The sequence below is a fragment of the Bifidobacterium sp. ESL0775 genome (genome assembly GCF_029395475.1).
Lineage (GTDB): Bacteria > Actinomycetota > Actinomycetes > Actinomycetales > Bifidobacteriaceae > Bifidobacterium.
In genome coordinates this window covers 1034776-1060464 of sequence record NZ_CP113917.1, presented here as the reverse complement: position 1 = coordinate 1060464, position 25689 = coordinate 1034776, and the positions used below count along the sequence as shown (strand labels likewise).

Here is a 25689-nt window from a genome sequence, read left to right as displayed (position 1 = left end):
CGGCTGAAAGTCAAGCACAGCCCTCATACTAAAAGGTTCTACTGGTCAACTATCAGATATGTGTCTAATTAATTCAGAAGAACCGCAACGATTGGTTGAGCTATTCCGCTTTGTTGCTGGACTGCGGTGATGCCCAAAGCGTTCGCCACGTCCTGCGCGGTAGCCTTGTCGCTTTCGTTCTGGTACCAGACCACCGAGGTGGTGGGCAGCTTGCCAGTGGGGTTCGCCGCGGTGACGCTGGAATACCCGGACTGCTGCAGCACGGCCTGCTTCTTGGCGGCGTAGCCGTTGATGCGCGTCCCGTTGACGACCTGGACCGCGGTCTGCTTGTTCACCTGCGGGGTGGGCTGCGGAGCCGCCTGCTGCTGTTGCTGCTGCGTGGAATCGGAAGAAGTGTCCGGCTTGGTGGTCGTTTCCTTCTTCTTGGTCACGGTCTTCTTTTTCTCCGTCTTGGGGGCGCTGGCCGTCTGCGAAGAGCTTTGGCCATGCCCGGAGAACGTCTTCTGGAGCTCACCGGAATAAAGGCCCCACACCAGAAGCCCGGCGAGGACGGCCACGATGACCACGATGAGATAAGGCACGAAACGGGAGATCAGGGAGGTGTTGCCACGATGGACGCCCACCGGACCCCTGGGAGGATTGTCGAACGCGTCCTTCGGATAGGACTCGTACGTTTCTCGTTCATCGCGCGCCATATTTCCCCTCCAAATATTCTTTCCAAGAGCTTACGTGCAAGTGTAGCGTTTGGCACTGTCAAAAGGCCACTACCGAGAAAACCTAGCGAACATAGGGACCGGAACCTAAGGTTATAGCCATGAGCGAAACCCATATCAAACCATTGTCGCAGCTGGTCGAGGCCGGTTGGGCCCAAGCGCTGGCCGACGTCGAGCCGGACATCCACCGCATGGGCGACTTCCTACGCGCGGAGCACCGGGCCGGGCGCCCCTCCCTTCCCGCGAGCCACAACATCCTCCGGGCCTTCACCATCCCCTTCGACTCCATCAAGGTGCTGATCGTCGGACAGGACCCCTACCCCACTCCCGGCCATCCGGTGGGGCTGAGCTTCTGCGTGGCGCCGGACGTGCGCCCGGTGCCGAAAAGCCTGCAGAACATCTATAAGGAGATGCACGACGATCTGGGTGTGCCGATCCCGCAAAACGGCGACCTGACCCCGTGGTGCGCGCAAGGCGTCATGCTCCTGAACCGTTGCCTGACCGTGGGCGTCGGCCGGCCCAACAGCCACCAAGGCAAAGGTTGGGAAAAGGTAACGGACGCGGCCATCACCGCCCTCAACGCGCGCACCGACGAGCAAGGCAGGCCCAAGCCACTGGTCGCCATCCTCTGGGGCCGCAACGCGCAGAGCCTCGAGCCGAAGCTGACCAACGCCTACATCATCAAGTCACCCCACCCCAGCCCGCTTTCCGCCTCACGCGGATTCTTCGGCTCACGGCCGTTCTCTCGGACCAACGCGGCATTGCAACAAATGGGAGCCGAACCCATCAACTGGGATCTCACCACCTCCCCGACCGCCCCAGCCGCTACAATGCCTCACACAGAGCATTAAGCACACGAAAATCACAAGCAAGAATTGAATCATCATGGCATTTTTCCCACCACGTCCGCAGCAAGCGCAACCCATGGGGCAACAACGTAATACATCAATACCGGCTCCTACGACACCAAGCGCGGGAGCCACGGATGGCGCGCGGGCCAAGCAGCTGGCCGACCGCATCCGCGTGCGCTTCGCCCAGACGCTCATCGGCCAGGAGAACCTGCGCGAGGCCCTGATCACCACGATGATCGCCGGCGGCCACATCCTCATCGAATCGGTGCCGGGACTTGCCAAGACCACCGCGGCGCAGACGCTGGCGACCTCCGTCTCCGGCTCGTTCCGCCGTGTGCAATGCACCCCGGACCTGATGCCCTCGGATTTGGTGGGCACACAGATCTTCGATTTCTCCACGCAGCAGTTCTCCACACAGATCGGCCCCATCCACGCCAATTTCGTGCTGCTCGACGAGATCAACCGCTCCAACGCCAAGACGCAGTCGGCCATGCTCGAGGCTATGGCCGAGGGGGCCACCACGATCGGCGGCAAGCGCATCGCGCTGCCCAAGCCGTTCATGGTCATCGCCACGGAGAACCCGATCGAGGAGGAAGGCACCTTCACCCTTCCCGAGGCCCAGATGGACCGTTTCATGATGAAGGCCGTCATGACCTACCCGAGCGCCAACGACGAGGCGCGCATGCTGGCCCTCTTGACCCAGCGCGGCACGGATGTGGTCGATCCCACAGCTCCCGCCCAAGATGCGCTGAGCGTCGCCGACGTTGATTTCCTGCGGGCCGCGGCGCGTCGCGTCCATGTCAGCGAATCGATCATGAACTACGCGGTGGATCTGGTGGCGACCTCGCGAGGCGCCGGAAGCCACCCGATCAAGAACCTTGCGGCCCAGGTCCGACTCGGCGCCAGCCCGCGAGCCTCCATCGCCCTGGTGCGCATCGGCCAGGCCCAGGCGTTGTTGGGCGGACGCGACTACGTCGTGCCCGAAGACGTCAGGAGATTCGTCCACGAGATTCTGCGCCACCGCATCCTCCTGACCTTCGAGGCGCAGGCCGATGGCGTGAGCGCCGACCAGATCATCGATTCGATCGTGGAAACGGTGCCTGTTCCATGAGTCCCTCCTTACGTGAGGTCTCACCGGACGCGGCGAGAGTACGCAGGAAGATCGAGACCCTTTCATCGACCTTGACCCTGCCGACCGTGCGCCGCGCGTTGGGCGTGCTCGAAGGCGAGCACTCGTCCTCACGGCTCGGCGGCAATAACGACCCCATCTCCACCAGGGACTACACTTTCGAGGACGAGGCACGGCTCATCGACTGGAAGGCCAGCGCCAAGAGCGGCCATCCCATGGTCGTCGACCGCGAGCGCCTCGTCACCTCGCGTGTCCATTTACTTCTTGACAACGGCCTTGAAATGCAAGGGCGCACCGCCAGCGGCGAGACCGCAGCGCAGGTCGCGATCAACGCGATGTGCATGTTCGCAGCGTTGAGCACCAGGCGCCATGACAGCATCTCATTGGTGTTCGCCGACAGCAAGAGCATCATCCGCAAGCCGTTCAAAGGCGGCCTGGCGCAATTCGAGCAGGCCATCGACTCCGGCACCGGCGACGAGACCCACTCCCCGCGCAACTTCGGCGCGCTGCTCGATTACGCCCGCACACTGGACGACAAAGGCTCCTTGGTGGTCATCGCCACCGACGACCATGCCTTGAGCGAAGAGCATCTGCACAACATCCGGCTGATCGCCGCCCTGCATCCACTGATGCTCATCGACGTGTCGACACTCAACCCGTTCCGTTCGATTCCCTTCGGCCAGATCACGGACGGACTCGACGGGCGTCGGATCCCCGCCTTCCTGATCGACGAGAAAACCGCGTCCGCCGTCGACACGCATCGCCAATACCTGGCCACGCGGCTCGAGGACGAACTGAAGAAAAGCAAGGCGACATTGCTGCGCGCCACCTCCAGCGAGGACATGTTCTCCAAGTTCATCCGCCTGGTGAGCGTGGCGTTGAAGCAGACCTCATCGGGCAACGTCTACACGACGCCGCTGGCTCTCGGGGCGGGGGCGGTGTTATGACGGCGATGCAATGGACCATCCCAGAAGCAGGCCGCAACTGGCGGTTCGCTTTGGCGCAAGGATTTACCTATCAAGGAACCACCGGATCCACCATCTCGGCACCCAAGCCGGAAGGGCTTATCGAGGTGCCCGGAGCGCTCATCGTTTCCCTCGTCCTTTGCCTGTGCCTGGCGGCGTTGCTGATCATCGCGATAGCGGTGCTCTCACGGCCGAGAAAACAGGCGGACGCGAGACCACGCGGCGCCCACAGCCTCGGCAACGACAAAAGTGCGTGGCGCGAGCGCATCAATGAAATCGTCGAAGGCCATGCCCAAGGCGCCTCGACACGTGACGAGGCCTTGCGTGATCTGGCGCAGGTCGCCCGCGATTTCGCGAGCATGCAGACCGGCAAGGACATGAGCTCATACACGCTTTCCGACATCAACCGGATGCCGGTCTCCGTCTCCGCCGACCCGGGCATGAAACTGCTGCGCCAGACCATCAGCGCGCTTTACCCCCCGGAATTCGCGGACGCCCAACGCCATGCCCAGGCCCGTGAGACCAGCGTGGAGCAGGCCGGGGAATGGGTCGCCAACCTCATCGAAAGGTGGCGCAAATGAACCTCGAATGGCATTGGCCTTGGGCCGCGGTGATAGGACTGCTCCTGGCGATCGTTTTGATTGTCGCATGGGTGTTGGTCTCTTCGCGGCGCCACCCCAAGGTCCCCCAGATACCGGTGTTCAATCTTGACGAGGACCTCAACACCGAACACGTCGAGGAGCGGTTCCGCCAGTGGCGCGTGCTTGGACGCGTGGCCACCGTTGCGTTGGCCGTCTCGTTGCTGCTCTCGTTGGCCACGCTCTCGCGCCCGTCCACCGTCGACGAGGCCGACGAACGGACCGGCAACCGCGACATCGTGCTGTGCCTGGACGTCTCCCCCTCGATGCTCTCCTATGACCACGAGGTGCTCGCCTCCTACCAACGGCTCATCTCCAGCTTCAAAGGCGAACGCATCGGACTGAGCCTGTTCAACTCGACCTCGCGCACGCTCTTCCCCCTGACCGACGACTACCAACTGGCCTCGGGACAGCTCAAGTACGCGGGCGACATCCTGGGGCGCATCTCCTCGCAGGACAAGATCGACAAGACCGATCCGCGCACCCTGCAGGAATTCTCCGACCTGATCGAAGGCACCCAGAACCGCAAGGACCAGACCAGCCTCATCGGCGACGGACTCGTGAGCTGCGCGGCGATGCTTCCGGGATTCGTCTACGGCAAGACCAGCAAGGCGGACACCAAGCGCGACAAGGCCTCCATCGTGCTGGCCACCGATAACTTCTCCGGCAAATCGACGTACACGCTCGACTCGGCACTCGACCTGACGCATAAGGCCGGCATCGTGGTCGACGGGCTCTATGCGGGGCCGGCGAGCAGCGAAAAGGATGCCACGACCATCGAGATGCAACGCGACATCACCTCGCACGGCGGCTCGTATTTCTCGGTCCATTCCGGCACGCCGATCGAGAACCTGGTGCGCAGCATCGAGAAACGCAAGAACCGGGACGAGCAACGGGCGCGCAAGGCCGCTTTGGTGGATGCGCCCGGCTGGTGGACGCTGGCGCTGGCGGTGCTGGTCGCCATCTGGATCTGCATGGCTTGGAGGCTCAAGCGATGAACCTACAGGAATTGAGGAACTGGCGTTTCGCCCCGGCTTTGGGCTGGCCGGCTGGCATCGCCATCGCGGCGGTCATGATTGGTTTCGCGGTGGCCATCATCGTGTTGCATCAGAAGCGGAAAGGCCAAAGCGACGAGACGGCATGGGCCTCGATACGCCGTTGCGCCATCTGCGTGCTCATCGCCGTGCTGGCGCTGACTCCTTCGACGCTGGCCACCACGACCAGCCGGGCGGTCAACACCACCGACGTCGTGCTGGCCACGGACGTGACCGGTTCCATGGCGGTCAACGACGCCCATTACGGCTCCCAGGCGACAATCACACGTCTGGACGCGGCCAGGAAAGCCATCGATGACCTGACCGACATCTATGAGAACTCCAGTTTCGCGGCGGTGCATTTCGGCGCCAGCGCGACGCTGGACGTGCCCCTGACCCCCGATGTCGGCGCGATACGCAACTGGGCCACCGGGCTTCAGCCGGAGCCGACCGCCGTCTCGGCGGGTTCCACCCTGGACGCCCCGATCGACCCGTTGCTCGTGACGCTCAAATCCATGCGTTCGTCGCATCCGAAAGACCGCATCGTCCTGTATTACATATCTGACGGTGAGCAGACCTCGGCGAAAGCCCGGCGCACCTTCTCCTCGCTGCGCCAATACCTCGACGACGCCTTCACCATCGGCGTCGGCAGCGCGCAAGGCGGGCAGATTCCCGAGATCAAGGCCGGCGTGGACGATTCCTCCCCGGATGACGATTCCAATGCCAGCGGTGCCAACGATGACTGGGTGAAGGACCCGGCCACCGGGCAACCCGGCGTCTCGAAGATGGACGAGAAGAATCTGAAAGCGATAGCCGACGAGATGAGTGGCAAATGCGTCATCCTTGACGCCACCCACAAACTCGACAAACGTTCGGTCACCTCGATCTCCAAGCATTTCAGGACCGTGGAGACCCCCAAACGGCGCGAGCGCGTCATGCCCGTGGTCTGGCCCTTTTCCATCGCCCTCGCCGCGTTGCTGGCCATGGAGATGGGCAGCTGGCTGGCGACCTCAAGGAGGCTGCTGTGAAGAAGAACGGGAAAACCACCACGCTCGCCCCTCCCTCGGCACCAGTCAAGGCGCCGAAACCAAACGGCAAAAAGCGCGACGCGAGCCGTGCCACTAACGCCAAGGCCAAAGGTGTGAGGCGCCAGGCCATCGTGTCCCTGCCCATCCGCGTGGCGATGGGCGTGGTGGCCGTCATCCTCCTGGTCGTCGCCGGGGTGCTGATGGCGAACATGACGGCGATCGACACCTACAACCAGGCCACCGCATCGCTCAACGCCAGCCTCGAATACGCCAAGAAGCCGAACGCGGACCAGCAACAGTTGAAGGCGCAGCTCGACCAGACGAACGCCCAGTTCGATGAGGCGCGCCGCTTGGGCTTGCTGCTGACGCCAAGCACCAAAGAGGTCATCAACGTCAACAGCGACATCTCCGGCAAACTCACCTCCTCCACCGCACGCAAGATAGCCAAGGACGATGGCAACGGCAGCGGGAAGGGAACCGGCGGCAAGGCGAACGGCCAGGGCTCGGGATCGTCGACATCCGGCAAAGGCAACAACCAAGGGCTGACCGACGAGCAGCGCAAGCAGGTCGAGGACACGCTCAAGGCCAACCAGCCCAACGGCCCGGTCAACGGCGACAAGAAAACCCCGACGAAGAAGGACGACAGCGCCAACGTCAAGCCTTGGTGAAAACGCCCGGGCAGACAACGGGTTGCGCTAGGCTTGGGGCTTATGCAGCTGACCCAAATTTCACCGGCAATCGCGTTGACTTCATTGGATGGACGCTACCACAAGCAAACCGCCCCGCTCGTCGAGTATTTGAGCGAGCCGGCGTTGAACCGCGAACGGATCACCGTCGAGATCGAATGGATGATCCTTTTGGCCAACGGCTTCGAAGGCAACGGCGACAAACCCGTGCTCGAAGGGGTCAAACCGCTCACCGCCGCGGAAATCGAGTATCTGCGGACCATCCCTGAAAACTTCGGAGCGGAGGGCATCGCCCGCCACGCGGCCTATGAGGCCAAAACGCATCACGACGTGAAAGCCGTGGAATATTACATCGACGACGAGCTCGACCGCGCCGCCGACGTTTTGGGCCCTGACACGCAACTGCCGAACCTCAAGACCCTGGTGCATTTCGCCTGCACCTCAGAGGACATCAACAACCTGGCCAACGCCCGTTGCATCAAAAAGGCCGTCACCTTGGTGTGGCTGCCCAAAGCCCGTGAGCTGACGGATTTCCTGGCCTCGAAGGCCGAGGAGTTCAAAGACCTGCCGATGCTCGCGCTGACTCACGGCCAGCCGGCCACCCCCACGACACTGGGCAAGGAACTGGCGGTCTTCGTCCATCGCCTGAACCGGCAGCTGAAGCATGTCGACGAACAGGAATACCTCGGCAAGATCAACGGGGCGACCGGCACCTTCGGCGCCCACACCGTCGCCTGCCCCGATGCCGACTGGCTCGCCATCTCGCGTGAATTCGTCACCAACCGCATGGGCTTGACATGGAATCCGCTGACCACGCAGATCGAAAGCCATGACTGGCAGGCCGAGCTCTATGGCACCATCAGTCATGTCAACCGCATCCTGCACAACCTCGCGGTGGACATCTGGATGTACATCTCCCGCGGCGTCTTCGCCCAGGTCCCCGTCAAAGGCGCGACCGGCTCGTCGACCATGCCGCACAAGGTCAACCCGATCCGTTTCGAGAACGCCGAAGCGAACCTCGAGCTTTCCTGCTCGTTCCTTGACACGCTTTCCAGCACGCTGGTCGAAAGCCGCTGGCAACGCGACCTGACCGATTCCACCACGCAACGCAACATCGGCGCGGCGCTCGGCTATTCGCTGCTGGCGCTGGACAACCTTTTGGGCGGCCTCAAGTCCATCCATCCCAATTTCGAGGTCATCACGCGTGAGCTCGACGAGAACTGGGAGGTGCTTGGCGAGCCCATCCAGACGGCCATGCGCGCCCAGGAATTCGCCGGACGACAAGGCATGGAACGCCCATACGAGAAGGTCAAGGAGCTTATGCGCGGCAAGAGCATATCCAAGGCCGACATCGAGGAGTTCATCGACTCGTTGGACTTCGACGAGGCCACGGCGGCCCGTCTGAAGGCGCTCACCCCACAGACCTATACCGGCCTCGCCGCGCGATTGGTGGATTTCGACCGGCAATGACCAACGAGACGTTTGCAACCTCGCCGACCGACGAGCCGACAACGGCGACCCCGGAACTGGATGGCACGAAACCGGAGGCCGGCGCCGGAACGAATGCCCCGGATACTTCGGACGCTTCAGGCACGCCGTCCACGCCGAGGCACCACCGGCCCGCGGACATCGACGACGTCGCCCCGCAGCGCACGCACAACGCCAACGACCTGCTCCATGCGGCGGGGGCGCTGATCCTCGCCGTCGTCGTCATCGTGTTCGCCACCTACATGAGGGGCATCACCACCGGCGTGGAATACGACGCGAAAACCGCAGGGCAGGCCATAAACTGGCTGATGGACCTGCCGGTCTCGGTGCTCCAGCAGTTCCTGAGCTTCGTCATCGTCATCGGTGTCTTGGTGGATCTGCTCATCAACCGGGAATGGCTGCAATCCGCGGTCTCCGTGGTGGCCCTGTTCTGCGGTTACGCCCTTATTCTGGGGCTTTCGTTCATCCTCGCCCATCTGGGCGTCCCCGCATTGCTGGCCGCCGTGCGTTCCGGTGAGGGGTCCGGGCCGGCGATGCTGCCCGATTTCTACGCGGGCATCGGCGCCTTCCTCACCGTCGCGGGGCCGAAACGCTCGCGCTCGTCGGTCAAATGGAGCTGGAACACCCTCCTGGTCGCGGCGGCCGTGTTCGTCATCGTCTCCTGGCATTCCGTGGCCGGGGTCATCGTCTCCTTCGCCGTCGGCCGCGTCATCGGCCTCGTCCTGCGTTTCGCCATGGGCACGCGGACCCAAGGACTTTGGGGCACGGGCGTCGTCCAGGCCGTGCGTGGCATCGGTCTTGACATCACCGAACTGCACCGCCGCATGGACGCCGACAACGAGCCGGGCGTGCTCAAGACCAGGCTTGACGACGACCTCATCGAGAACTCCCGCATCTACGACGCCCGCGATGGTCAAGGACATCGTTATATCATCTCCGTTCTGGACTCGCTGCCCCACGCCGCCGGCTACCTGAACCAGCTATGGCAAGGACTTCGTTTCACCGGGGTCAGCATGCGTCGTGACCGTTCGGCGAGCGACGCAATCCACCACCATTTCGACATGCTCCTGGGCCTCAAGTCCTGTGGACTGACCACTCCCAGCGCCTACGGGGTCGCGGACAGCGAGGAATCATCGGTGCTCGTCTTCAACGTCACCGACACACCAAGCCCTTGCGATCCGCAATACCTCGACGCGGACACGATGGCCGGATATATGGACTACCTCGCCCGAGCGAACAGCCGCGGCTACACCCACCGCCGCATCACGCCGGACACCTTGGCGCGGATCGACGGCCAACCCGCCATCGTGGGTTGGCAGAACGGCGATTACGCCAGCGGAAGCGCCAACATCGCCATGGACAAAGTACAGCTGCTGATGCTCCTGTGCACGCTGACCAGCCCGGAACTCGCCATCGACACCGCCATGAAGGCCTGGGGACGAGAGACCTTGGTCGCCCTGGCCCCGTTCGTGCAGAAGGTCGCCGTGCCCTCGGCCACCCGCAACCTGCCCGGATGGAACAAGCAGGCCATCGGCGAGGTGCGCGACCGGCTCAACGCCTTGGCGCCCCACGAGGAGGTCGACGCGGCCGAACCGGTGACGCTGGCCCGTTTCAACGTCAAATCGTTCGTCTCCATCACCCTGCTCATCATCGCCGTCGCCGTCATCTTCACCCAGCTGCGCCCCAACGAGGTCATCGACGCGGTGCGGCACGCGAACCTCGGCTGGGCCTTGGTCTGCCTGCTCTTCTCGATGCTCGCCTGGGTCGGCTCGGCCATCACCCTGGGCTCGTTCATGGACGACGGCAAACGCCATTGGTTCGACCTCTTCTGCTCCCAGGCCGCCTCCGGGTTCACCGCCGTCTCCATGCCCGCAGGAGTGGGGCCGGCCTTCGTCAACCTCCAGTTCCTGCGCAAGAACGGCTACAAGAACACCGCCGCCACGGCCATCATGAGCGTGACCTGGGCCGTGCAGGGACTGACCACCATCGTGCTTTTGCTGGTCATGGGACTCTTCACAGGGCGCAACATGTTCTCCGGCATGGTGCCCACCAACACGCTGGTCGTCGTCATCGGCGCCATCGTGCTCGCACTGTGCCTGTGCATGGCCATTCCACCGATCCGCCGCCTGCTGGTCGACAAATACCTGCCGCTGCTGCGTTCCTACGCCCACCAATTGGTCGAGGTTTTGGCCCAGCCCACGAAACTCGTCGGCGGCCTCGTCGGCGCGCTGATCCTCAACATCGCCACGGGGCTTGGCTTTTGGGTGGCGCTGCTGGCGTTCGGCACGAGCGCGAATCCCCTGGAGACCATCTTCGTCTTCCTTTTGGCCAACACACTTGGCAGCGCGATGCCCACCCCCGGCGGCCTGGGCGCGGTAGAGGCGGCGCTGACCTTCGCCTTCACCTCCATCGGCGTGCCCCCGGCCGTGGCCCTGAGCGCCACGCTGCTCTACCGCGTCGGGTTCTATTGGCTGCGCATCCCCATCGGCGCGCTGGCCATGAAGCGACTCGACAAGCACAACCTCCTCTAAGTCCCACACGCTGGGATTCATACGCATCGAACGCCTGAAGCAACATGCCAAGACATACATGGCACTGTAGAATCAGCGTCCTGGCAATGCCGTTTTTATGCAAACGACGTCCTCGGCAACCAACAGACGGCCGTCTCAAGTGAAAATGGACCCCCAATCGGGTCAAATCTTTACAAATCAAGGAAAAATCACTCGAAATTGGCGGTATTTGGCGAGACTTTAGGCTAAACTATGTAACTGAAACGTGGCTTTCACCAAACAGGAAAGCCCCTAATCAAGAAGGATTCTTCATGGCATACAACAAGTCTGATCTCGTTTCGAAGATTGCACAGAAGTCCAACCTGACCAAGGCACAGGCCGAAGCGGCCGTCAACGCCTTCCAGGATGTGTTCGTCGAGGCAATGCAGTCCGGCGAAGGCCTGAAGCTCACCGGTCTGTTCTCCGCTGAGCGCGTTCGTCGCGCCGCCCGCACCGGCCGCAACCCGCGTACCGGCGAAACGATCAAGATCCCTGCTTCCTACGGTGTCCGCATCTCCGCAGGCAGCCTCCTCAAGAAGGCCGTCGCCTCCAAGTGAGCTGAAGGCAGGTCTTTATGATCTGTATGCCTCCGATCGCCAATCCGATCGGAGGTTTTTTCATGGCGTGTACGTTGGAAAGTTATAAAGCCTGCGGGATACTATAGAGACAGCAAAAAGTAGAGGTGGCAGGCAATATGACGACGAATCCACGGGCACTCGCTCTGAAGGTGGCCCAAGTGACGCAGGATGCGGGCAAGCACGCCCTGCACGACCAGATCAACCCCCAGGATTTCGACGTCTTCGAGATTCCAGCCACCAGCCAAAAGGTCGGCAGCAGCATCGACAAGAAGCTCATCGCCTTCATCGAGAACCGCCTCAACTACTTGGAACCCTATGACGGCATGTGGCGCGACCGGCCGGATGACGCCAAGCCCGGTGACAGGTTCTGGTGTGTGGGCCCCATCGACGGCGCCATCAATTTCCGGCGCAACATGAGTGAATGGACCATCACCGTCTCGCTGTTCGAATTCAACGAGGAGAACTCCGCGCAGCCAATCCTGGGTGTGGTGCATGCTCCGGCGCTGGGCTTGACGTACCTGGCCGCCCAAGGGCAGGGCGCCATCCGCATCCGCCGCACGCCGATCGGCGAGAAACGTGGCAAGGCCATCCCCTCCACCACGAGGACCCTCACCGGCTCGGTGGTCAGTTTCGGCATGTCGCATGTGCCCGAGGAGTCGGAACGGGCGTTCCATGTCCTGAGCGACATCGCTGGGAAGCCCGCCGACGTCAAGCGTGTGGGCCCGGCCTCGCTGGATCTGTGCAAAGTGGCTGACGGCACCTATGACGCCTATTTCGAACCGCATCTCCACCGTTGGGACATCCCCGCCGTCTCGGCCGGCACCGTCGTGGTGCAGCAGGCGCAGGGCAAGGTGAGCCGTTGGAACGGCAAACCAATCCATTGGCGCAGCGAGAACGATGTGGTGGCCACCAATGGGCTCATCGACAAGGAGCTCGAGCCTTATCTGGTCGATCTGGTGTATCCCTTCCAGTAATACAATCGTTAACAGTAAGAGCGGAAGCTCATTCCAGTTTTCCCGCGTTAAGGAGTGACATGGCGCAGCAATTCAAGCAGCAACGGCAACAGAACGAGCCTGAAAACAAGGCCGAGGAACAGGTCAGGAAAGCGCCTGACACGCAAGAACAAGGTGACGCCTTGGACGCGGTGCTTGACGACATCTCCTCGACCCTGGAGACCGACGCTGAGCAGTATGTCTCCAGCTTCGTGCAAAAAGGCGGCGAGTGATGCCACAGCTGCGCGACAGCAGCAACCAAGGGCCCGGCAACCGCACGCGGCGCTCCCCCGAATACGATTCCTTCGCCCGCATTTTCGGTATCGAAACGGAGCATGGCGTCTCCGTGACCGGGGCGAACCAGCCTTGTGACCCAGGTCAGGTCGCCATGATGATGTTCGCGCCAATCCTCTCGCGTTCGCGCTCGACCAACACGTACTTGGAGAACGGCTCTCGACTTTATCTCGATGTCGGCTCACACCCCGAGTACGCCACCGCCGAGGCCCGTGACCCCTCGCAGGCGTTGGCGCAGGATCTGGCCGGCGAGGAAATCATGCGTCGGCTCGCCAAAGGCGCGCAGGAGCGGCTACGCAGAACGCACGGCGAACACGCCACCATCCACCTCTTCAAGAACAACGTCGACTCGGCTGGCCACTCGTTCGGCTGCCATGAGAACTATCTGGTGCGGCGCTACATCTCGCTGCCCATCATCAAGCAACAGCTGCTGCCGTTCCTGGTGACCCGGCAGCTTTTCACCGGAGCCGGACGTGTGAGCGAAAACGGGTTTGAAATCACGCAACGCGCGGCATTCCTCGACGAGGGCGTCTCCTCGTCCACCACACGTTCTCGCCCGATGGTCAACACCCGCGACGAGCCACACGCCGACCCCGACGAGTTCCGCCGCCTGCACGTCATCATCGGCGACTCGAACCGCTCGCAATGGGCCACGTTCATGAAACTGGCGACCACGCATCTGGTGCTCTGTGTCATCGAGGACGCGGCCCGGCGAGGTGTGCCCTCCGGGTTCGAAGCCTGCGGATTGACCGATCCGAGTGCTTCGAACCAAGCGATGAGCGTCGATTTGAGTTGTGGAGAATCTGTAATGCAACTTGAGGATATCGAAGCGTTCCGCACAATGCAACGGAAGTTTGGGGCCGAGACGACTGAGAATCCCGGCGAAACTGACAGCGTCACCGCTCTGGAAATCCAATATCTTTACTGGCACATCGTCGATCGTTTCCTTGAAGAACATGGCGATGGAGTCGTAAACTCCTTACCGCAGACCAGCTGCAGGGACATTCTCAACGAATGGAAGCGGACACTGGACGCGCTTTCGGAACGCGATTTCGACTCATTGAGCGATCGGGTCGACTGGGTGGCGAAGTACCAGCTGTTGACGCAGATGAAACGCCGCAACCCCTCGCTTTCGCAAGTCCAAGCGCGTGAGATCGACCTGAATTACCACGACATCGTCAACGGGAGCATCTATCCATCACTGATGAAGCACGGTCTCATGAAGGAACTGGTTGGCGACGATACAGTTGCACAAGCGCTGAACAATCCGCCGGAGGATACCCGCGCAGCCTTGCGTGGAGGATTCATTCGTCAAGCTCTGCATAGCGGAGCTTCGTTCAGTTGCGATTGGACGCATTTGAAGACGACAGCTCCGACCCGCCGCGAAGCCGAACTCATCGATCCGTTTGCGTTTGAAGATGATGCAGATTATAAGCAACTAATAGAAAGTTTGTAGATTTACTTTTATTAGCTGTCATTTAATTGCTTTATCTATTTTCCAGCGTCACCGTGGAGGGCTGGGATATACAATGTCTAGACACCCTCCAGGCCGGTAGGCCAAGCTTTATGTCTAGCCATCGCATATCCCAGCCCTCCACTCACTTTGGCTTATAATCTTACGTTTACACTTTTGACTACTTATTTTTGACTTGCTAGACGTTTTAAAGTCTGTACTGCAGATTCGTTGTGAGTTTCAGAATCTGATAGTACTTGTTCACAGCGGGACTTGGACCAATAAGTTGGTTCTGAGATATCCAGCGAGAAAAGATGGGACGAGGTGCGGGACATGCGGTTGCCTTCGGCATCCGTTGTGTAGTCGGTATCGGCACCGGCACTGTCGTCTTGGGCGGCACGAACCGTGACGTGGGACCACGAGGCGGCGATGACGTCTTGAGGGAAACGCTTGATAATTTCGGCGCGCAGCCATGCCCTCGTGTCCTCGGGCGGCATTGATGTGGCGCGTTGGACTTCGATATCGGCTTGGCTTGGGTCTTCGGCTTGGTCGAGAGCCACGCGCTCGGTCTGCGATTGCAGGCGGGCGAAGACCGATCGCGACGGGTCGAGGGCGGCCCAGCTCAGGTCAAGGGCGGCGAGTTTGGGGCTGGACCACGGTTCGCTGGTCTTGCGGCGCAGGCGTTCCAGGAGTTGCCACTTCAGCAACCATTCCAGGCGGGAGCCTTCGCCGGCCATGATGAGGCGTTCGTCGCCGGTGGCGTGGCGGACTTTGGCCACATCGGCGAGCGCCTGACGCCACATCGCCATGATCCGTTTGGTCGGCTCATCCGGCCAGAGCGGCTCTCCCCTGCTGTCAGTGCCGTAGGTGGCCGCACCTTGCGCGGATACGGCCGAGAGCAGGCGCACTTGGATCTGCCATGCGGTCGTGTCGCCTCCATGCTCAAACGGCAATGTCGCCCCAAGTGTCAAATCATGGGAGACGATATGCATGGCCCCTACCGGGTCGACCAGTTGCAAATCGGCGAGCAAACCGTCAAGATCGAATGCATTGTCATCACTAATCATCGGCGCATCATCGCCAATCTCACCAGCTTGAACTCCGCGTTCGCCTTCATGCTCAAAATTCGAGGTGTCATTGGCATCGTTCGTATGACTATTTCCTAGCATGGTTTGCTCAAGCAGCCACAACAGCATGCTCGTCGTACCGAGTTTCAGGGCTTGCGGCACGTCCATGCGGTTGGCGTCACCGACGATGACATGGAGGCGCCGGTAATCGCCGGTGACATGGGATTCGTCGCGGGCGTTGATAATCGGCCGGTCGAAAGTGGTCTGCAGGCCGACGATGGAATGGATATAATCGGCGCGTTGGCTGAGCTGGAATCCAGCTTCCTCGCTTTTCTCGCCGATGCCGACACGGCCGGAACCCGTGTAGATCTGGCGAGAGATGAAATGCAAGGTCATCAGCGCGGCCACCCGGTTGAACGGGACGCGACGCAACATCACATAGTTCTCATGGGTGCCCCAGCTGGCGCCTTTGCCGTCCACGTTGTTGCGATGCAAAACGATATGGGAACCCTTGCGCTCGTTGGCTTTCCGGGCGGCCTCAAGCATGATGCGATCTCCGGCGTGGTCGTAGCAGACAGCCTCGAAAGGGTCCATGGTCTCGGGCGCGGAATATTCAGGATGCGCGTGGTCAACGTAGACGCGGCCGCCGTTGGGCGCAATGACGTTGACGATCTGCCGTTGCGGCTCGTCGGTGAGCATATCCGCACGCGCGGCGGCACGCGGCAAGCGTGTGCCACGGGCGTCGTTCAACGGGTCCTCCTGCCGGTAATCCCAGCGGATGTGCTGTGTTTCAGGGTCCGCCGCACCACTAACCACATCGAACGAAAGCTGGACGGGATTGTAATGCGACTGCCCCAAGTCGGAAACCGCATACTCCGTCTCGGTGCCCATCATCCTACGTACAGTCATTCGCATTACGCCTTTCTTGTATTACCAATCATTGCGCCGGCCGGATGCGCACGGCATGGCCGCCGGCGATGCCGTTGATCTTCGACCATTGCACCGGGTCGGAATCCATGACGGAATCGCTGGTCTCGGCGAATTCGTCGTCGACGGCACGAAGCACTGTATCGGCCCCGATCTCCATCGGCCGCCCTTGTGTGATCGAATCCTTGACGGCGTGCGTCTTGACGCGGTCGACGATGTTCTTGAGCATCGCCCCGCACATCACATCGGCCAACATGACTCTCGACCAACGCCCCTGCTCGTCGCACACGTCGCAGATATGGCGCTGTGGGCCGTCCGCGTAAACGCTGTCGACCAGGACTTTGGTCAGCGACGCCGCGTCCTGCCCAGTCTTGTAGGGAAGATTATCGGTGAGATAGTGCGATACGATCTGCGCCGCCGCCTTTTCATCGGGCCGGTCTATGCGAATCTTGACATCGAGACGCCCCGGGCGCAGCACAGCGGGATCGATCATATCGACGCGGTTCGAGGCGCCGATGACGATGACGTTATCAAGACTTTCCACACCGTCGAGCTCGGCCAGGAACTGCGGGACGATGGTGGTCTCCACGTCGCTGGACACACCGGAACCGCGCGTACGCAACAGCGAGTCCATCTCGTCGATGAAGACGATGACCGGCTTGCCCTCGGCGGCACGGGCACGGGCCCGCTTGAAAATCAGGCGAATGAGCCGCTCGGACTCGCCCACGTATTTGTTGAGCAGTTCCGGGCCCTTGACTGAAAGGAACACGCCGTTCTCGGCATCGCCTCCGGAAAGCGCATTGGCGACGGCCTTGGCGATCAGCGTCTTGCCATTGCCTGGAGGCCCATACAGCAACACGCCCTTGGGTGGCCGCAAATCGTACCGTTCGAAAAGCTTGCGGTGCAGGAAGGGCAGCTCGACGGCGTCCTTGATGCGCTCGATCTGCGAATCAAGCCCGCCGATGTCGTCGAAGGTGGCGTCGGGCGTCTGCTCCAGCACCAGATCGGTCGCGTTCTCACCCGGCAAGACCTCCAGCGCCAAACGGGCGGCGCCGTCCACCAGAATCCGGGCGGACGACTCGATGGCGACATCCGCGAGCGCGCTGGCCCGCTCGACAAGCGTGACGTTACCGGATTCGTCTGCGACCATCAACCTACCGTCGTCCAAAGCCTGTTTGACGACGCGCACCGCACCGGAAATCTCAAGCCCGCGCTGCTCGACCAACACCATGTTCTCGTTCAAGAGCACGGTCCTGCCGCCGACCAGACGCGAGGCAGGGACGTTCGAGGCCACCGGCACGATCAGCCGCCGATTGCCCGAAAGCACCTCGGCCTTGGCGTGCTGCACACCCTGTTCGTCTGTAGCACACGAGTCCACACGCACCATCGTGGCGAAGTTCAACGGCGGCGAGGCCATCAATCCGAGCTGGGACTTGGCCTTCTGCAACTCCTTGCCGGCCCGCGTGAGCGCCACGGCCAACGCATGGTTCTTGGCCCGCAGGTTGTCGTTCTCCCGCGCCAACGCCTCCGGGCTATCCTCGTCATCACTCATATATCCCCCGCATCAGAATCCTCTATCCGTAGATATCTCTCCCCATCTTAGGGAGTCAGACGAAAGTTTTACGCCCTCGTCATGTATTCTGGACGTTGTCGATATGTAATTCGCAACATATTCGGAAAGCAACCATCACGATGGAAAAACATAATCCTTATAGGAAAACGGAAATTGGTCCCTAATCAACAACGCGGATTCAGTCGACGTAGGCATCGGGGGGCGAGACGGGCGCCTCGGGCCCAGTCGGCGGCGCGCATGGCCTTTTTGCCCTGTGCCTTGACCCGCAGCAACTCGATTGGTGCCGTGGCGGTTCCAATCCAGACATGCTTCTTGGTGGTGGCCAGCATGCCCGGTTTCAGATCCGAGGGCACTTGTGGGTCCTGTTCGTCCGCCGGACGAGCCTCAAGCACATGGAACGGTTCTGCGTCGCCCATATCCTTTTCGACATCCTCACCAGCCGAGGCACGATCACCATTCCCGTTATCAGCGGAGACCACTCCCTGCGGATGCAGCATGCACCACGCACCCGGCTCGGGCGTGCAGGCGCGAATCTGCCGGTCGACGGCAAACACAGGCACATCGAAGCGGATGCGCGCGTCGTCGTGGGAGATCTTCTTGGCCACCTCATAGGCGCCTTGCGGCTGCTCCTGCATGACAATCCGCCCTTCTGCCATGGCCTCAAGCGCTGAGGCCAGCAGATGCGAGCCGTCCTCGGCGAGGCGGTCCAGAAGGTCCCCGGAAGTGTCGTGCGGGCCGATCTCGCAGGTCGACTGCGCCAGAATTGGGCCGGTATCCATGCCTTCGGTCAGTCTGAAGACGGTGGCCCCGGTGACGGTGTCGCCCCTCCAGATCGAGCGCTGGACGGGAGCCGCGCCGCGCCACTGCGGCAACAACGAGAAATGCAGGTTGTACCAACCCATCGGCAGAGCGGCGAGCACGTCCTTCTTGAGGATCTTGCCATAGGCGACAATGGCCCCGGCCTGCGCGCCCGTGGCCTTGAGCTCGGCGATGAACGATGGTTCCTTCGGATCACCTTCCAGCACGGGGATGTCCAGCTCAAGCGCGGCCTCTTTGACAGGGCTTGGCGTCAGCTTGCGCCCGCGCCCCTGCGGCGCGTCGGGCCTGGTGAGCACGGCAACGACCTCGAAATGCTCCTTGTCGCCGGCGAGCCGACGCAACCCGGGAACCGCCACGTCCGGCGTGCCCGCGAACAACACTTTCAGCATGGAGCCCCTTTCAGCGCTGGATACCAGGGATATTCAGACCTTGCTGCCGCAGCAGCGCCCGCAGCTTGTAGGAATCGTCGAACCGCACACCGCGTATGCCGGAGGCGTTGGCGCCGACGATGTTCATCGCCTTGTCGTCAATGAAGACAGCGGTTTTGGCGTCGATGGCGAAGCGTTTCAGCGCGTATTCGAAAATGTCGCGGTGCGGCTTGCGCAGCTTGACATAGCCGGAGACCACCGCGTCGTCCAGATCGCTCAGAATCGGGTACATCCTCTTGGCCGGCGGGAACAGCTCGGTCGCCCAGTTCGACAACCCCCACACGCCGATGCCGGCCGCCTTGAGGTCGTTAACCAGCACACGCATGCCCTCCACCGGGCCGACCAGCGAATCCTCGAAATTGTCATAGTAATAGACCATCATGTCAGCCCAGAAATCGCCGTATTTCTTACGGGACCGGGCTATGGCCTCCGCCTCCGTGCCACCGATGTCCATGGAATCACTGGCGTCGTAGAAGCCTGAGACGTCGTTGTCGAGGAACTTGTCGGTCAGCTCCTGCGAATACCGCGGCAACATCGCCGCCTGCGGGTCCCAACGCACCAGCACGTTGCCGAAATCGAAAATCACGTTCTCAATGGGCTCGCCCGCGGCACCTTGCGCCGCGTCCTCAGCCTTGATCACGTTATAGTCCATCTCCGGTTCGCCCGGCCAGCCTTTCATGGCTCCTCCTTCAACAACACGTTGGCATTATTAGTTTCCATGTTTCCATAGCACGGCGACGATGGAACCGAAAACGCCATATCGAATCAGATCAAATCCTTGGGATCAAGCTGGAACCGCAACTCCCCCGGCGTGCGCGTGGCGACGTGCCTGGCGACCTCGGTGTGCAGGCGCTGGGCCAGTTGCGCCCGCAGCCCTTGCGGCACGCGTACCACGGCCTTGACACGATCCTGCGTGGCCTCCAGCTCGCGGGCGTCCACCGTGCGCGGCTGGGCGATGGGCACCGGCCCCAAAACGGCTGGCAACAGCCCGACCTGCGTCTGGACCTGGCTCCAATCGCCGTCCAACGCCCCGATATGGGCCAGGGTCGCCGTCACCGCGTCCCGCCTTCCCCAGACGCAGGCGACCGCGAAAACAGGTGGAAGCCCGGTCTCCGCGCGTTCGTCCAGCTCGCGGGCGGCGAGGATGCGCGAGTCCCATCGCACCAGCGATTCGGCGATCGCGGGGTCCGTCTCGCCGAGCAGGAGCACCTGCCCGCCTTCCTCACGGCAGGCGCACATCGACGCGGCGCGCATCCAAGCGGTCAGCGCATCGATGCGAGCATCGACCCCCGGCGCGTAAAGGCTCGTCCAAGCATCGAGAATGGCCACGGCCTGGTAATGGCCGACGGTCCCGTCCTCTTTCCTCACCCGCGGCTCGGCCTCGGGCGTGGCGATGACGATCAGCGGCTGGTCCGGAATCCATTCGACGATGCCATTGGGCTGGCTTGGACTGGAAAGGACCATGGGGATGCTACGGAACAGGTGCTGCAATTGCGCCGCCGTGCCCGCCGCCCCCACACGCACGACACTCATCCGCTTGCCATGGCATTGGGGACAGGTCCAATCACTGGCCGGCGCCCCGCACCAGCGACAACGCGGCGCTCCCCCACGGACCCGCTGCAACGGCCCGGTGCAGCGCGGGCAACGGGCCTGGCGGTGGCAACGCGCGCAACTCAGGACTTCGGCGACGCCGTCATGGGGAATGGAAAAGAGGATCGGGCCCCGTTCCAAGGCCTCGGAAAGGACACGGACCGCGGTGTGCGGCACGCGGGCGCCAATCGACGGGTCGGCCAGACGCGCCAATTCGTCACGGTTGAGCCATCGGATCCACGGCAAAACGTTTTCGACCACAGCCGGAAGCGGATGCACCGGAGTGCTGAACCCGCTGACTGGCGTCTCGCAGACTTCGACTTGGCAGGTCGGTTCGGTGGAGAATATCGCGTCGTCCGCCTCAGCCTTCTGCTCTTTTGCGGTTTCTTCGGCCTGTTTTGTTTTGTCCTTCCCGCCCATATCCAACGGATAGGTCTCGCCGGTCTCCAGTATTGGCTCTGGTTGATTTGCATTACTTTTGGATATTGGATTCTTGTCTATCCCAATGGCGTCCGCTGAGTCGCTTGCAGAACCAACGGTTTTGCTTTCTTCAGCAATGGCATGGGAATCATTACCACCGTTATCGGTGAATTTGTTTTCTGCCTTGTCAGCGCTTTCCGCCGTGTCGATATTTCTCGTACCGTTCGCGTCATAATTCATGGCATTGGCCCTATGCGAGGTCGCGCCACCGGAACCCGCGCTCACTTCCCATTCGCTCGTGGCACTACGGGCATTGGCCATAGCCACAAACATGCCGCCATGAAGCTTCGCGCGCAGGCGGAGCACTCCGCGTGCGGCGGCGTACGGCATCATGCCGTCGGCGTTCTGGTAGGCCACGTCCTCGATGATGGCGAACAGCCCCGGTCCCTCAACCGGCGCATACATCGCTGCCCTGGTGCCGATGACGCAGCGCACCTGACCGCTCGCCGCCGCCAGATAGGAGCGATACCGTTCGGCCGGAGCCATGGCCGCCGCCAGCAACGCGAAATCACCGTCATAGCCGCCATGCGTCGCGGCAGTCTGTCTGAACGGCTTGAGGCCGAATCGCCGCAGGGCCGCCGCCACATCGTTGACCTCGCGCATGGTCGGCAGCACCAGAACGGCGGCTCGACCAACTTGCAGAGCGGCAGAGGCCATATAGGCCAAATCGTCGGCCCAACGCGTTGCCCCCGGCAGAGCATCCACCACGAACGAGGCGAAACCCCCGCCAGTCAGTGCCCGTTGCAGCGCCGGAGCGTTGTCGTAACTCGACAGCAATCGTTCACCCCCGCGCCCAAGCGCGTCGTCATCCAGCCGGACCTTGCCACGGCTGCCCGCCCACGTTCCGGCCATCGCCAGATGCTGTTCCTTATCGACTTTGGCCACACGAGGAGGCACGGCCAAACGCAGGATATTGGCGGGAGTGCCGCCATAGGCTTCAGCAATAGCGCTGATGTCACGCCGCATCGAGGCCGACACCAAGACGTCGGGGGTCATGACCCGTTCGATGTAACGCAACGCGGAAGCCGCGGTATGGCTTTTCTCGACGCGGTCCCAGATGACGCCGTTGACGCGTCTGCCGCCGAAACGAACGCGGACCATCACGCCCGGTTGCGCCGCCTCGGAGAATTTCTCATCGATGAGATAATCAAAAGTCTGCCCCAAATGGGTGGCCTGCACGTCCAGCACGACCTGTGCGATCGGGTTCTCCCCAGCTGGGGTATGGGTGACCGTCTTGCGGCGTTTGCGCGGGGCCAGCCCGGCGAGCGCCGGTTGTTCGGCCTGCGGTTCACTCATGCTTCAAGGATAGCAAGGCCGCGGATACACAAAAACCTGGAATCGCGTCGTCCGCCAATATAATCACGCCGAGAATCAAAACGTATTACAAGTATAGTAAACAGTCGATTAAAAACTTTAGCAACACCAACGAAATGTGGCCGCATGCCAAAAGCATGCAGCCACATACAAAAAACAGAGTAGAAAAAAGAAACTCAGATCTCAGTCGGCTTGACGGTCGAATCCTCGACCCACCACGGACGCAGCAGGTAGGTGTCGGTCATCTTCTCGTCGTCCGGGCGCACGCAGAGGAACTGGTGGATCTGGATGTTGTTGAGTTCGAAGTTCAGGGCGCAACCGGCCATGTAGAGGCCCCACAGGCGTGCCTTGGGCTCGCCCATCAGCTCGACGGCGCGATCCCAGCCGGCGACCAGGTTCTTGTTCCAGTTGTGCAGGGTCAGCGCGTAGTGCTGGCGCAGGTTCTCCTGGTTGACGACCTCGAAGCCGGTGTCCTGGATGACGGTCTCAATCTCGCCCGGGGAGGCCAGCTGGCCGTCGGGGAAGATGTAGCGGTCGATGAACTCGCCGGCGGCCTTGCCCGTCATGGAGTTGACGCGGGTGATCTGGTGGTTCAGCAGGCGGCCGTTGGGCTTGAGCTTGTCGAAGATCTCCTTGAAGTAGGAGGGATAGTGCTTGAAGCCGACGTGCTCCATCATGCCGATCGAGCAGATGCCGTCGAAGTCGCCTTCCGGCACGTCACGATAATCCATCTGACGCACCTCGGCGAGGTCCTCGAGACCTTCGCGCTTGATCCATTCCTTGGCCCATTTGACCTGCTCCCCGGCCAGGGTGACGCCCAAGACCTTGATGCCACGCTGCGCGGCGCGGATTTCCATGGAGCCCCAGCCGCAACCGATGTCGAGCAGGCGATCGCCGGGCTTGAGGTTGAGCTTGTCGAGCACGAGGTCGAGTTTGCGCCATTCGGCGTCCTCAAGCGAATCCTCGGGCGAGGTGAACACGCCACAGGTGTAGGTCATCGAGGAGCCGAGGAAGAGACGGTAGAACTCGTTGGACTGGTCGTAGTGATAGCTCACGGTGGCCTCGTCGCCGGCCTTGGAATGCGGCAGCAGCCCTTCGGTACGGCGCTTCCAGCGGCTTGGGCCCTCAATCGACGGGGCTTCAGGGTGGCGGATGCCGTGCGAATAGACGGAGGCGACGATGCGGGCCAGGTCGGCCGGATTCGGCTTCTTCGTGTCGGGCTTCAGGGCCATGAGCTCCTTGAACACCTCATACGGGTCACCGGGGATGAGTTCCGGCGAGGCGATGTCGCCCTGCAGGTAGGCGCGCGCGAGGCCGAGATCGTTGGGATGGTCGACCATGTAATACACAGCGCGTGAGTTGTTCACCGTGATGTGCAGCGGGGCGTCCTGCGGCCCGAACGAAGAGCCGTCGAACGCGGTGATGTTGATTTTCCCATTGTCCTCGAGGAACATTGAGACCATATCGGCTACGGTCATAGCGGCCATGCGCAACCTCCAAAATAAGTGCATTCCATTGCATTTTCCTCATGCAAAATCATATTCAGCCTATTGCCCAGTTACGACACCGTAACGGTTTTGCTGGCCGTGAAATTCTTGGATATTTTCGCAAGCCTAGGAAACACAAAGAGAGCCGCACCCTCGGAAATCCCTAGGATGCGACTCTCTATATACAAGCCAGTTGCAACCGGCCAGCTCGAGGCTCAGCCTTCGGCGATGGCCGCCTTGAGCTCGTCGACCTTGTCGGTGGCCTCCCAGGTGAAGTCGGGGTCAGTGCGGCCGAAGTGGCCGTATGCCGCGGTCTTCAGGTAGATCGGGCGCAGCAGGTCGAGCTCGTCGATGATCGCGGCCGGACGCAGGTCGAAAACCTTGCGCACCGCGGCCTGGATCTGCTCGCGGGTCACGCCGCCGATCTCGGTGCCGAAGGTGTTGACGTTGACGCTCACCGGGTCGGCGACGCCGATGGCGTAGGCCACCTGCACCTCGACCTTGTGCGCCAAGCCCGCGGCGACGATGTTCTTGGCCACCCAGCGCGTGGCGTAGGCCGCGGAACGGTCGACCTTGCTCGGGTCCTTGCCGGAGAAGGCGCCGCCGCCGTGGTGGGCCGCCCCGCCATAAGTGTCGACGATGATCTTGCGGCCGGTGAGTCCCGCGTCGGCCGCCGGGCCGCCGAGGATGAAGGAGCCGGTCGGGTTGACCAAAACGCGGTAATCGTCGTGGCGAATACGCGTGCCGCAGACCTCTTCAAGCACCGGCTTGATGACGTGCTCCTGCAACTGCTCCATAAGCCAGTCATGGCCGACCTCGGGATCGTGCTGCGTGGAGATCAAGACGGTATCGACGCGGACGGGACGGTCGTTGTCGTCATATTCGATGGTGACCTGCGTCTTGCCGTCCGGGCGGAGGTGCGGCACGATGCCTTCCTTGCGAACCTGGGCCAGACGGAAGGCCAAGCGATGCGAAAGATAGATAGGAAGCGGCATCAACACGTCCGTCTCGTCGCAGGCGTAACCGAACATGATGCCCTGGTCGCCGGCGCCCTGCGCCTCGTAGCGTTCCTCGCGCGAAACCGCGGATTCCTGCTCGGGGTTAAGGCGGTCGACGCCTTGGTTGATCTCGGCGCTCTGTTCGGTCAACGAGACCAGCACGCCGCAGGAATCGGCGTCAAGGCCGACCTCGGAGGAGGTGTAGCCAATGTTCTTGACGACATCGCGCACGATGCGCTGGATGTCGGAATAACCGGAACTGGTTACCTCGCCAAAAATAAGGAATTGTCCGATGGCGGCCGACGTTTCCACGGCCACATGGGAATGGGGGTCCTGACGAAGCATATCGTCAAGAATCGCGTCCGAAATCTGATCGCAGACCTTGTCCGGATGCCCTTCGGTAACCGATTCCGCTGAAATCAGGCGACGCTCTTTTGTCACTTCTGTAGACACAGTGAACTTCTTTCTTCCATGCCAGAGCCGCAAGCGGCCGACGTGTATACATACGAGACGTCACTCTACGCGCATGTCTATATATCGAAATATCAATATGCTTATCAAAATCCAAGTATGAATATCGCCTACAAACAGACAAAAGCCCGACTCCT

General features: G+C 61.7%; 21 protein-coding genes. 13 read left to right on the top strand and 8 right to left on the bottom strand.

The annotated features are described in order from the left end of the window. Window positions 1-68: 68 nt before the first annotated feature. On the bottom strand, window positions 69-695 hold the full coding sequence (locus tag OZX73_RS03740) for a LytR C-terminal domain-containing protein (protein ID WP_277150783.1): 627 nt from the start codon (window positions 693-695) through the stop codon (window positions 69-71). A 119-nt stretch (window positions 696-814) separates the two neighbouring features. On the opposite strand from OZX73_RS03740, the gene OZX73_RS03735 reads away from it, so the two are divergent. The 13 genes from OZX73_RS03735 to OZX73_RS03675 all read left to right on the top strand — a co-directional run bounded on the left by OZX73_RS03735 (window position 815) and on the right by OZX73_RS03675 (window position 14401). Further along, window positions 815-1564 carry a uracil-DNA glycosylase gene (locus OZX73_RS03735; protein ID WP_277150781.1) on the top strand — a complete coding sequence of 250 codons (750 nt, stop codon included), beginning with the start codon at window positions 815-817 and terminating at the stop codon, window positions 1562-1564. A gap of 34 nt (window positions 1565-1598) precedes the next feature. Then, window positions 1599-2675, top strand: coding sequence for a MoxR family ATPase (locus tag OZX73_RS03730; protein ID WP_277150779.1), 1077 nt, complete (start codon window positions 1599-1601; stop codon window positions 2673-2675). Further along, on the top strand, window positions 2672-3640 hold the full coding sequence (locus OZX73_RS03725) for a DUF58 domain-containing protein (RefSeq protein WP_277150777.1): 969 nt from the start codon (window positions 2672-2674) through the stop codon (window positions 3638-3640). The genes OZX73_RS03730 and OZX73_RS03725 overlap by 4 nt, the downstream gene beginning before the upstream one ends. After that, a complete protein-coding gene (locus tag OZX73_RS03720) occupies window positions 3637-4239 on the top strand; it encodes a hypothetical protein (RefSeq protein ID WP_277150775.1) in 603 nt (200 codons plus the stop codon). The genes OZX73_RS03725 and OZX73_RS03720 overlap by 4 nt, the downstream gene beginning before the upstream one ends. Continuing rightward, the gene (locus OZX73_RS03715) at window positions 4236-5294 is read left to right on the top strand and encodes a VWA domain-containing protein (RefSeq protein ID WP_277150773.1); all 1059 of its coding nucleotides are present in this window, start codon (window positions 4236-4238) and stop codon (window positions 5292-5294) included. The genes OZX73_RS03720 and OZX73_RS03715 overlap by 4 nt, the downstream gene beginning before the upstream one ends. Before the next feature lie 11 nt (window positions 5295-5305). Beyond that, window positions 5306-6358, top strand: a complete 1053-nt coding sequence (locus tag OZX73_RS03710; RefSeq protein ID WP_277150914.1) for a vWA domain-containing protein — start codon at window positions 5306-5308, stop codon at window positions 6356-6358. Next, complete coding sequence (locus OZX73_RS03705) at window positions 6355-7026, top strand: DUF6466 family protein (protein WP_277150771.1); 672 nt, start codon at window positions 6355-6357, stop codon at window positions 7024-7026. Before OZX73_RS03710 ends, OZX73_RS03705 begins: the two co-directional genes overlap by 4 nt. A 42-nt stretch (window positions 7027-7068) precedes the next feature. Further along, on the top strand, window positions 7069-8514 hold the full coding sequence (gene purB / locus OZX73_RS03700; RefSeq protein WP_277150769.1) for an adenylosuccinate lyase: 1446 nt from the start codon (window positions 7069-7071) through the stop codon (window positions 8512-8514). Beyond that, window positions 8511-11063 carry a lysylphosphatidylglycerol synthase transmembrane domain-containing protein gene (locus OZX73_RS03695; RefSeq protein ID WP_277150767.1) on the top strand — a complete coding sequence of 851 codons (2553 nt, stop codon included), beginning with the start codon at window positions 8511-8513 and terminating at the stop codon, window positions 11061-11063. The genes purB and OZX73_RS03695 overlap by 4 nt, the downstream gene beginning before the upstream one ends. Before the next feature lie 290 nt (window positions 11064-11353). Further along, window positions 11354-11638, top strand: coding sequence for an HU family DNA-binding protein (locus OZX73_RS03690; RefSeq protein WP_033521170.1), 285 nt, complete (start codon window positions 11354-11356; stop codon window positions 11636-11638). A gap of 137 nt (window positions 11639-11775) precedes the next feature. Continuing rightward, window positions 11776-12633, top strand: a complete 858-nt coding sequence (locus OZX73_RS03685; RefSeq protein WP_277150764.1) for an inositol monophosphatase family protein — start codon at window positions 11776-11778, stop codon at window positions 12631-12633. A 59-nt stretch (window positions 12634-12692) separates the two neighbouring features. Next, entirely contained in the window at window positions 12693-12884 is a 192-nt protein-coding gene (locus OZX73_RS03680; protein ID WP_277150762.1) for a ubiquitin-like protein Pup, read from the top strand. Next, entirely contained in the window at window positions 12884-14401 is a 1518-nt protein-coding gene (locus OZX73_RS03675) for a proteasome accessory factor PafA2 family protein (RefSeq protein ID WP_277150760.1), read from the top strand. The genes OZX73_RS03680 and OZX73_RS03675 overlap by 1 nt, the downstream gene beginning before the upstream one ends. Window positions 14402-14583: 182 nt before the next feature. Here OZX73_RS03675 and OZX73_RS03670 read toward each other — a convergent pair whose 3' ends face one another. From OZX73_RS03670 to metK, 7 genes are all read right to left on the bottom strand, one after another. Beyond that, window positions 14584-16374, bottom strand: a complete 1791-nt coding sequence (locus OZX73_RS03670) for a proteasome accessory factor PafA2 family protein (RefSeq protein WP_277150757.1) — start codon at window positions 16372-16374, stop codon at window positions 14584-14586. Window positions 16375-16402: 28 nt separating this feature from the next. Next, on the bottom strand, window positions 16403-17944 hold the full coding sequence (gene arc / locus OZX73_RS03665) for a proteasome ATPase (protein WP_277150755.1): 1542 nt from the start codon (window positions 17942-17944) through the stop codon (window positions 16403-16405). 185 nt (window positions 17945-18129) lie between these two features. Further along, window positions 18130-19173 (bottom strand): methionyl-tRNA formyltransferase, encoded by a 1044-nt coding sequence (gene fmt / locus OZX73_RS03660; RefSeq protein ID WP_277150752.1) that lies wholly within the window; start codon window positions 19171-19173, stop codon window positions 18130-18132. Between the two features lie 10 nt (window positions 19174-19183). Further along, the gene (locus OZX73_RS03655) at window positions 19184-19891 is read right to left on the bottom strand and encodes an HAD family phosphatase (RefSeq protein ID WP_277150750.1); all 708 of its coding nucleotides are present in this window, start codon (window positions 19889-19891) and stop codon (window positions 19184-19186) included. Window positions 19892-19977: 86 nt separating this feature from the next. Continuing rightward, window positions 19978-22578, bottom strand: coding sequence for a primosomal protein N' (locus tag OZX73_RS03650; protein ID WP_277150748.1), 2601 nt, complete (start codon window positions 22576-22578; stop codon window positions 19978-19980). A gap of 194 nt (window positions 22579-22772) precedes the next feature. Beyond that, window positions 22773-24083 (bottom strand): class I SAM-dependent methyltransferase, encoded by a 1311-nt coding sequence (locus tag OZX73_RS03645; RefSeq protein ID WP_277150746.1) that lies wholly within the window; start codon window positions 24081-24083, stop codon window positions 22773-22775. Between the two features lie 215 nt (window positions 24084-24298). After that, window positions 24299-25522, bottom strand: a complete 1224-nt coding sequence (gene metK / locus OZX73_RS03640) for a methionine adenosyltransferase (RefSeq protein WP_277150913.1) — start codon at window positions 25520-25522, stop codon at window positions 24299-24301. Between the last annotated feature and the right edge of the window lie 167 nt (window positions 25523-25689).

Bases quoted from the DNA above. Each gene is read 5' to 3' on its own strand.
- OZX73_RS03675 (WP_277150760.1), top strand. From the start codon at position 12,884: ATGCCACAGCTGCGCGACAGCAGCAACCAAGGGCCCGGCAACCGCACG.
- OZX73_RS03735 (WP_277150781.1), top strand. From the start codon at position 815: ATGAGCGAAACCCATATCAAACCATTGTCGCAGCTGGTCGAGGCCGGT.
- OZX73_RS03670 (WP_277150757.1), bottom strand. From the start codon at position 16,374: ATGACTGTACGTAGGATGATGGGCACCGAGACGGAGTATGCGGTTTCC.
- OZX73_RS03695 (WP_277150767.1), top strand. From the start codon at position 8,511: ATGACCAACGAGACGTTTGCAACCTCGCCGACCGACGAGCCGACAACG.
- OZX73_RS03720 (WP_277150775.1), top strand. From the start codon at position 3,637: ATGACGGCGATGCAATGGACCATCCCAGAAGCAGGCCGCAACTGGCGG.
- OZX73_RS03730 (WP_277150779.1), top strand. From the start codon at position 1,599: ATGGCATTTTTCCCACCACGTCCGCAGCAAGCGCAACCCATGGGGCAA.
- OZX73_RS03685 (WP_277150764.1), top strand. From the start codon at position 11,776: ATGACGACGAATCCACGGGCACTCGCTCTGAAGGTGGCCCAAGTGACG.
- OZX73_RS03715 (WP_277150773.1), top strand. From the start codon at position 4,236: ATGAACCTCGAATGGCATTGGCCTTGGGCCGCGGTGATAGGACTGCTC.
- OZX73_RS03655 (WP_277150750.1), bottom strand. From the start codon at position 19,891: ATGAAAGGCTGGCCGGGCGAACCGGAGATGGACTATAACGTGATCAAG.
- fmt (WP_277150752.1), bottom strand. From the start codon at position 19,173: ATGCTGAAAGTGTTGTTCGCGGGCACGCCGGACGTGGCGGTTCCCGGG.
- OZX73_RS03650 (WP_277150748.1), bottom strand. From the start codon at position 22,578: ATGAGTGAACCGCAGGCCGAACAACCGGCGCTCGCCGGGCTGGCCCCG.
- OZX73_RS03740 (WP_277150783.1), bottom strand. From the start codon at position 695: ATGGCGCGCGATGAACGAGAAACGTACGAGTCCTATCCGAAGGACGCG.
- OZX73_RS03645 (WP_277150746.1), bottom strand. From the start codon at position 24,083: ATGGCCGCTATGACCGTAGCCGATATGGTCTCAATGTTCCTCGAGGAC.
- OZX73_RS03680 (WP_277150762.1), top strand. From the start codon at position 12,693: ATGGCGCAGCAATTCAAGCAGCAACGGCAACAGAACGAGCCTGAAAAC.
- OZX73_RS03690 (WP_033521170.1), top strand. From the start codon at position 11,354: ATGGCATACAACAAGTCTGATCTCGTTTCGAAGATTGCACAGAAGTCC.
- arc (WP_277150755.1), bottom strand. From the start codon at position 17,944: ATGAGTGATGACGAGGATAGCCCGGAGGCGTTGGCGCGGGAGAACGAC.
- purB (WP_277150769.1), top strand. From the start codon at position 7,069: ATGCAGCTGACCCAAATTTCACCGGCAATCGCGTTGACTTCATTGGAT.
- OZX73_RS03725 (WP_277150777.1), top strand. From the start codon at position 2,672: ATGAGTCCCTCCTTACGTGAGGTCTCACCGGACGCGGCGAGAGTACGC.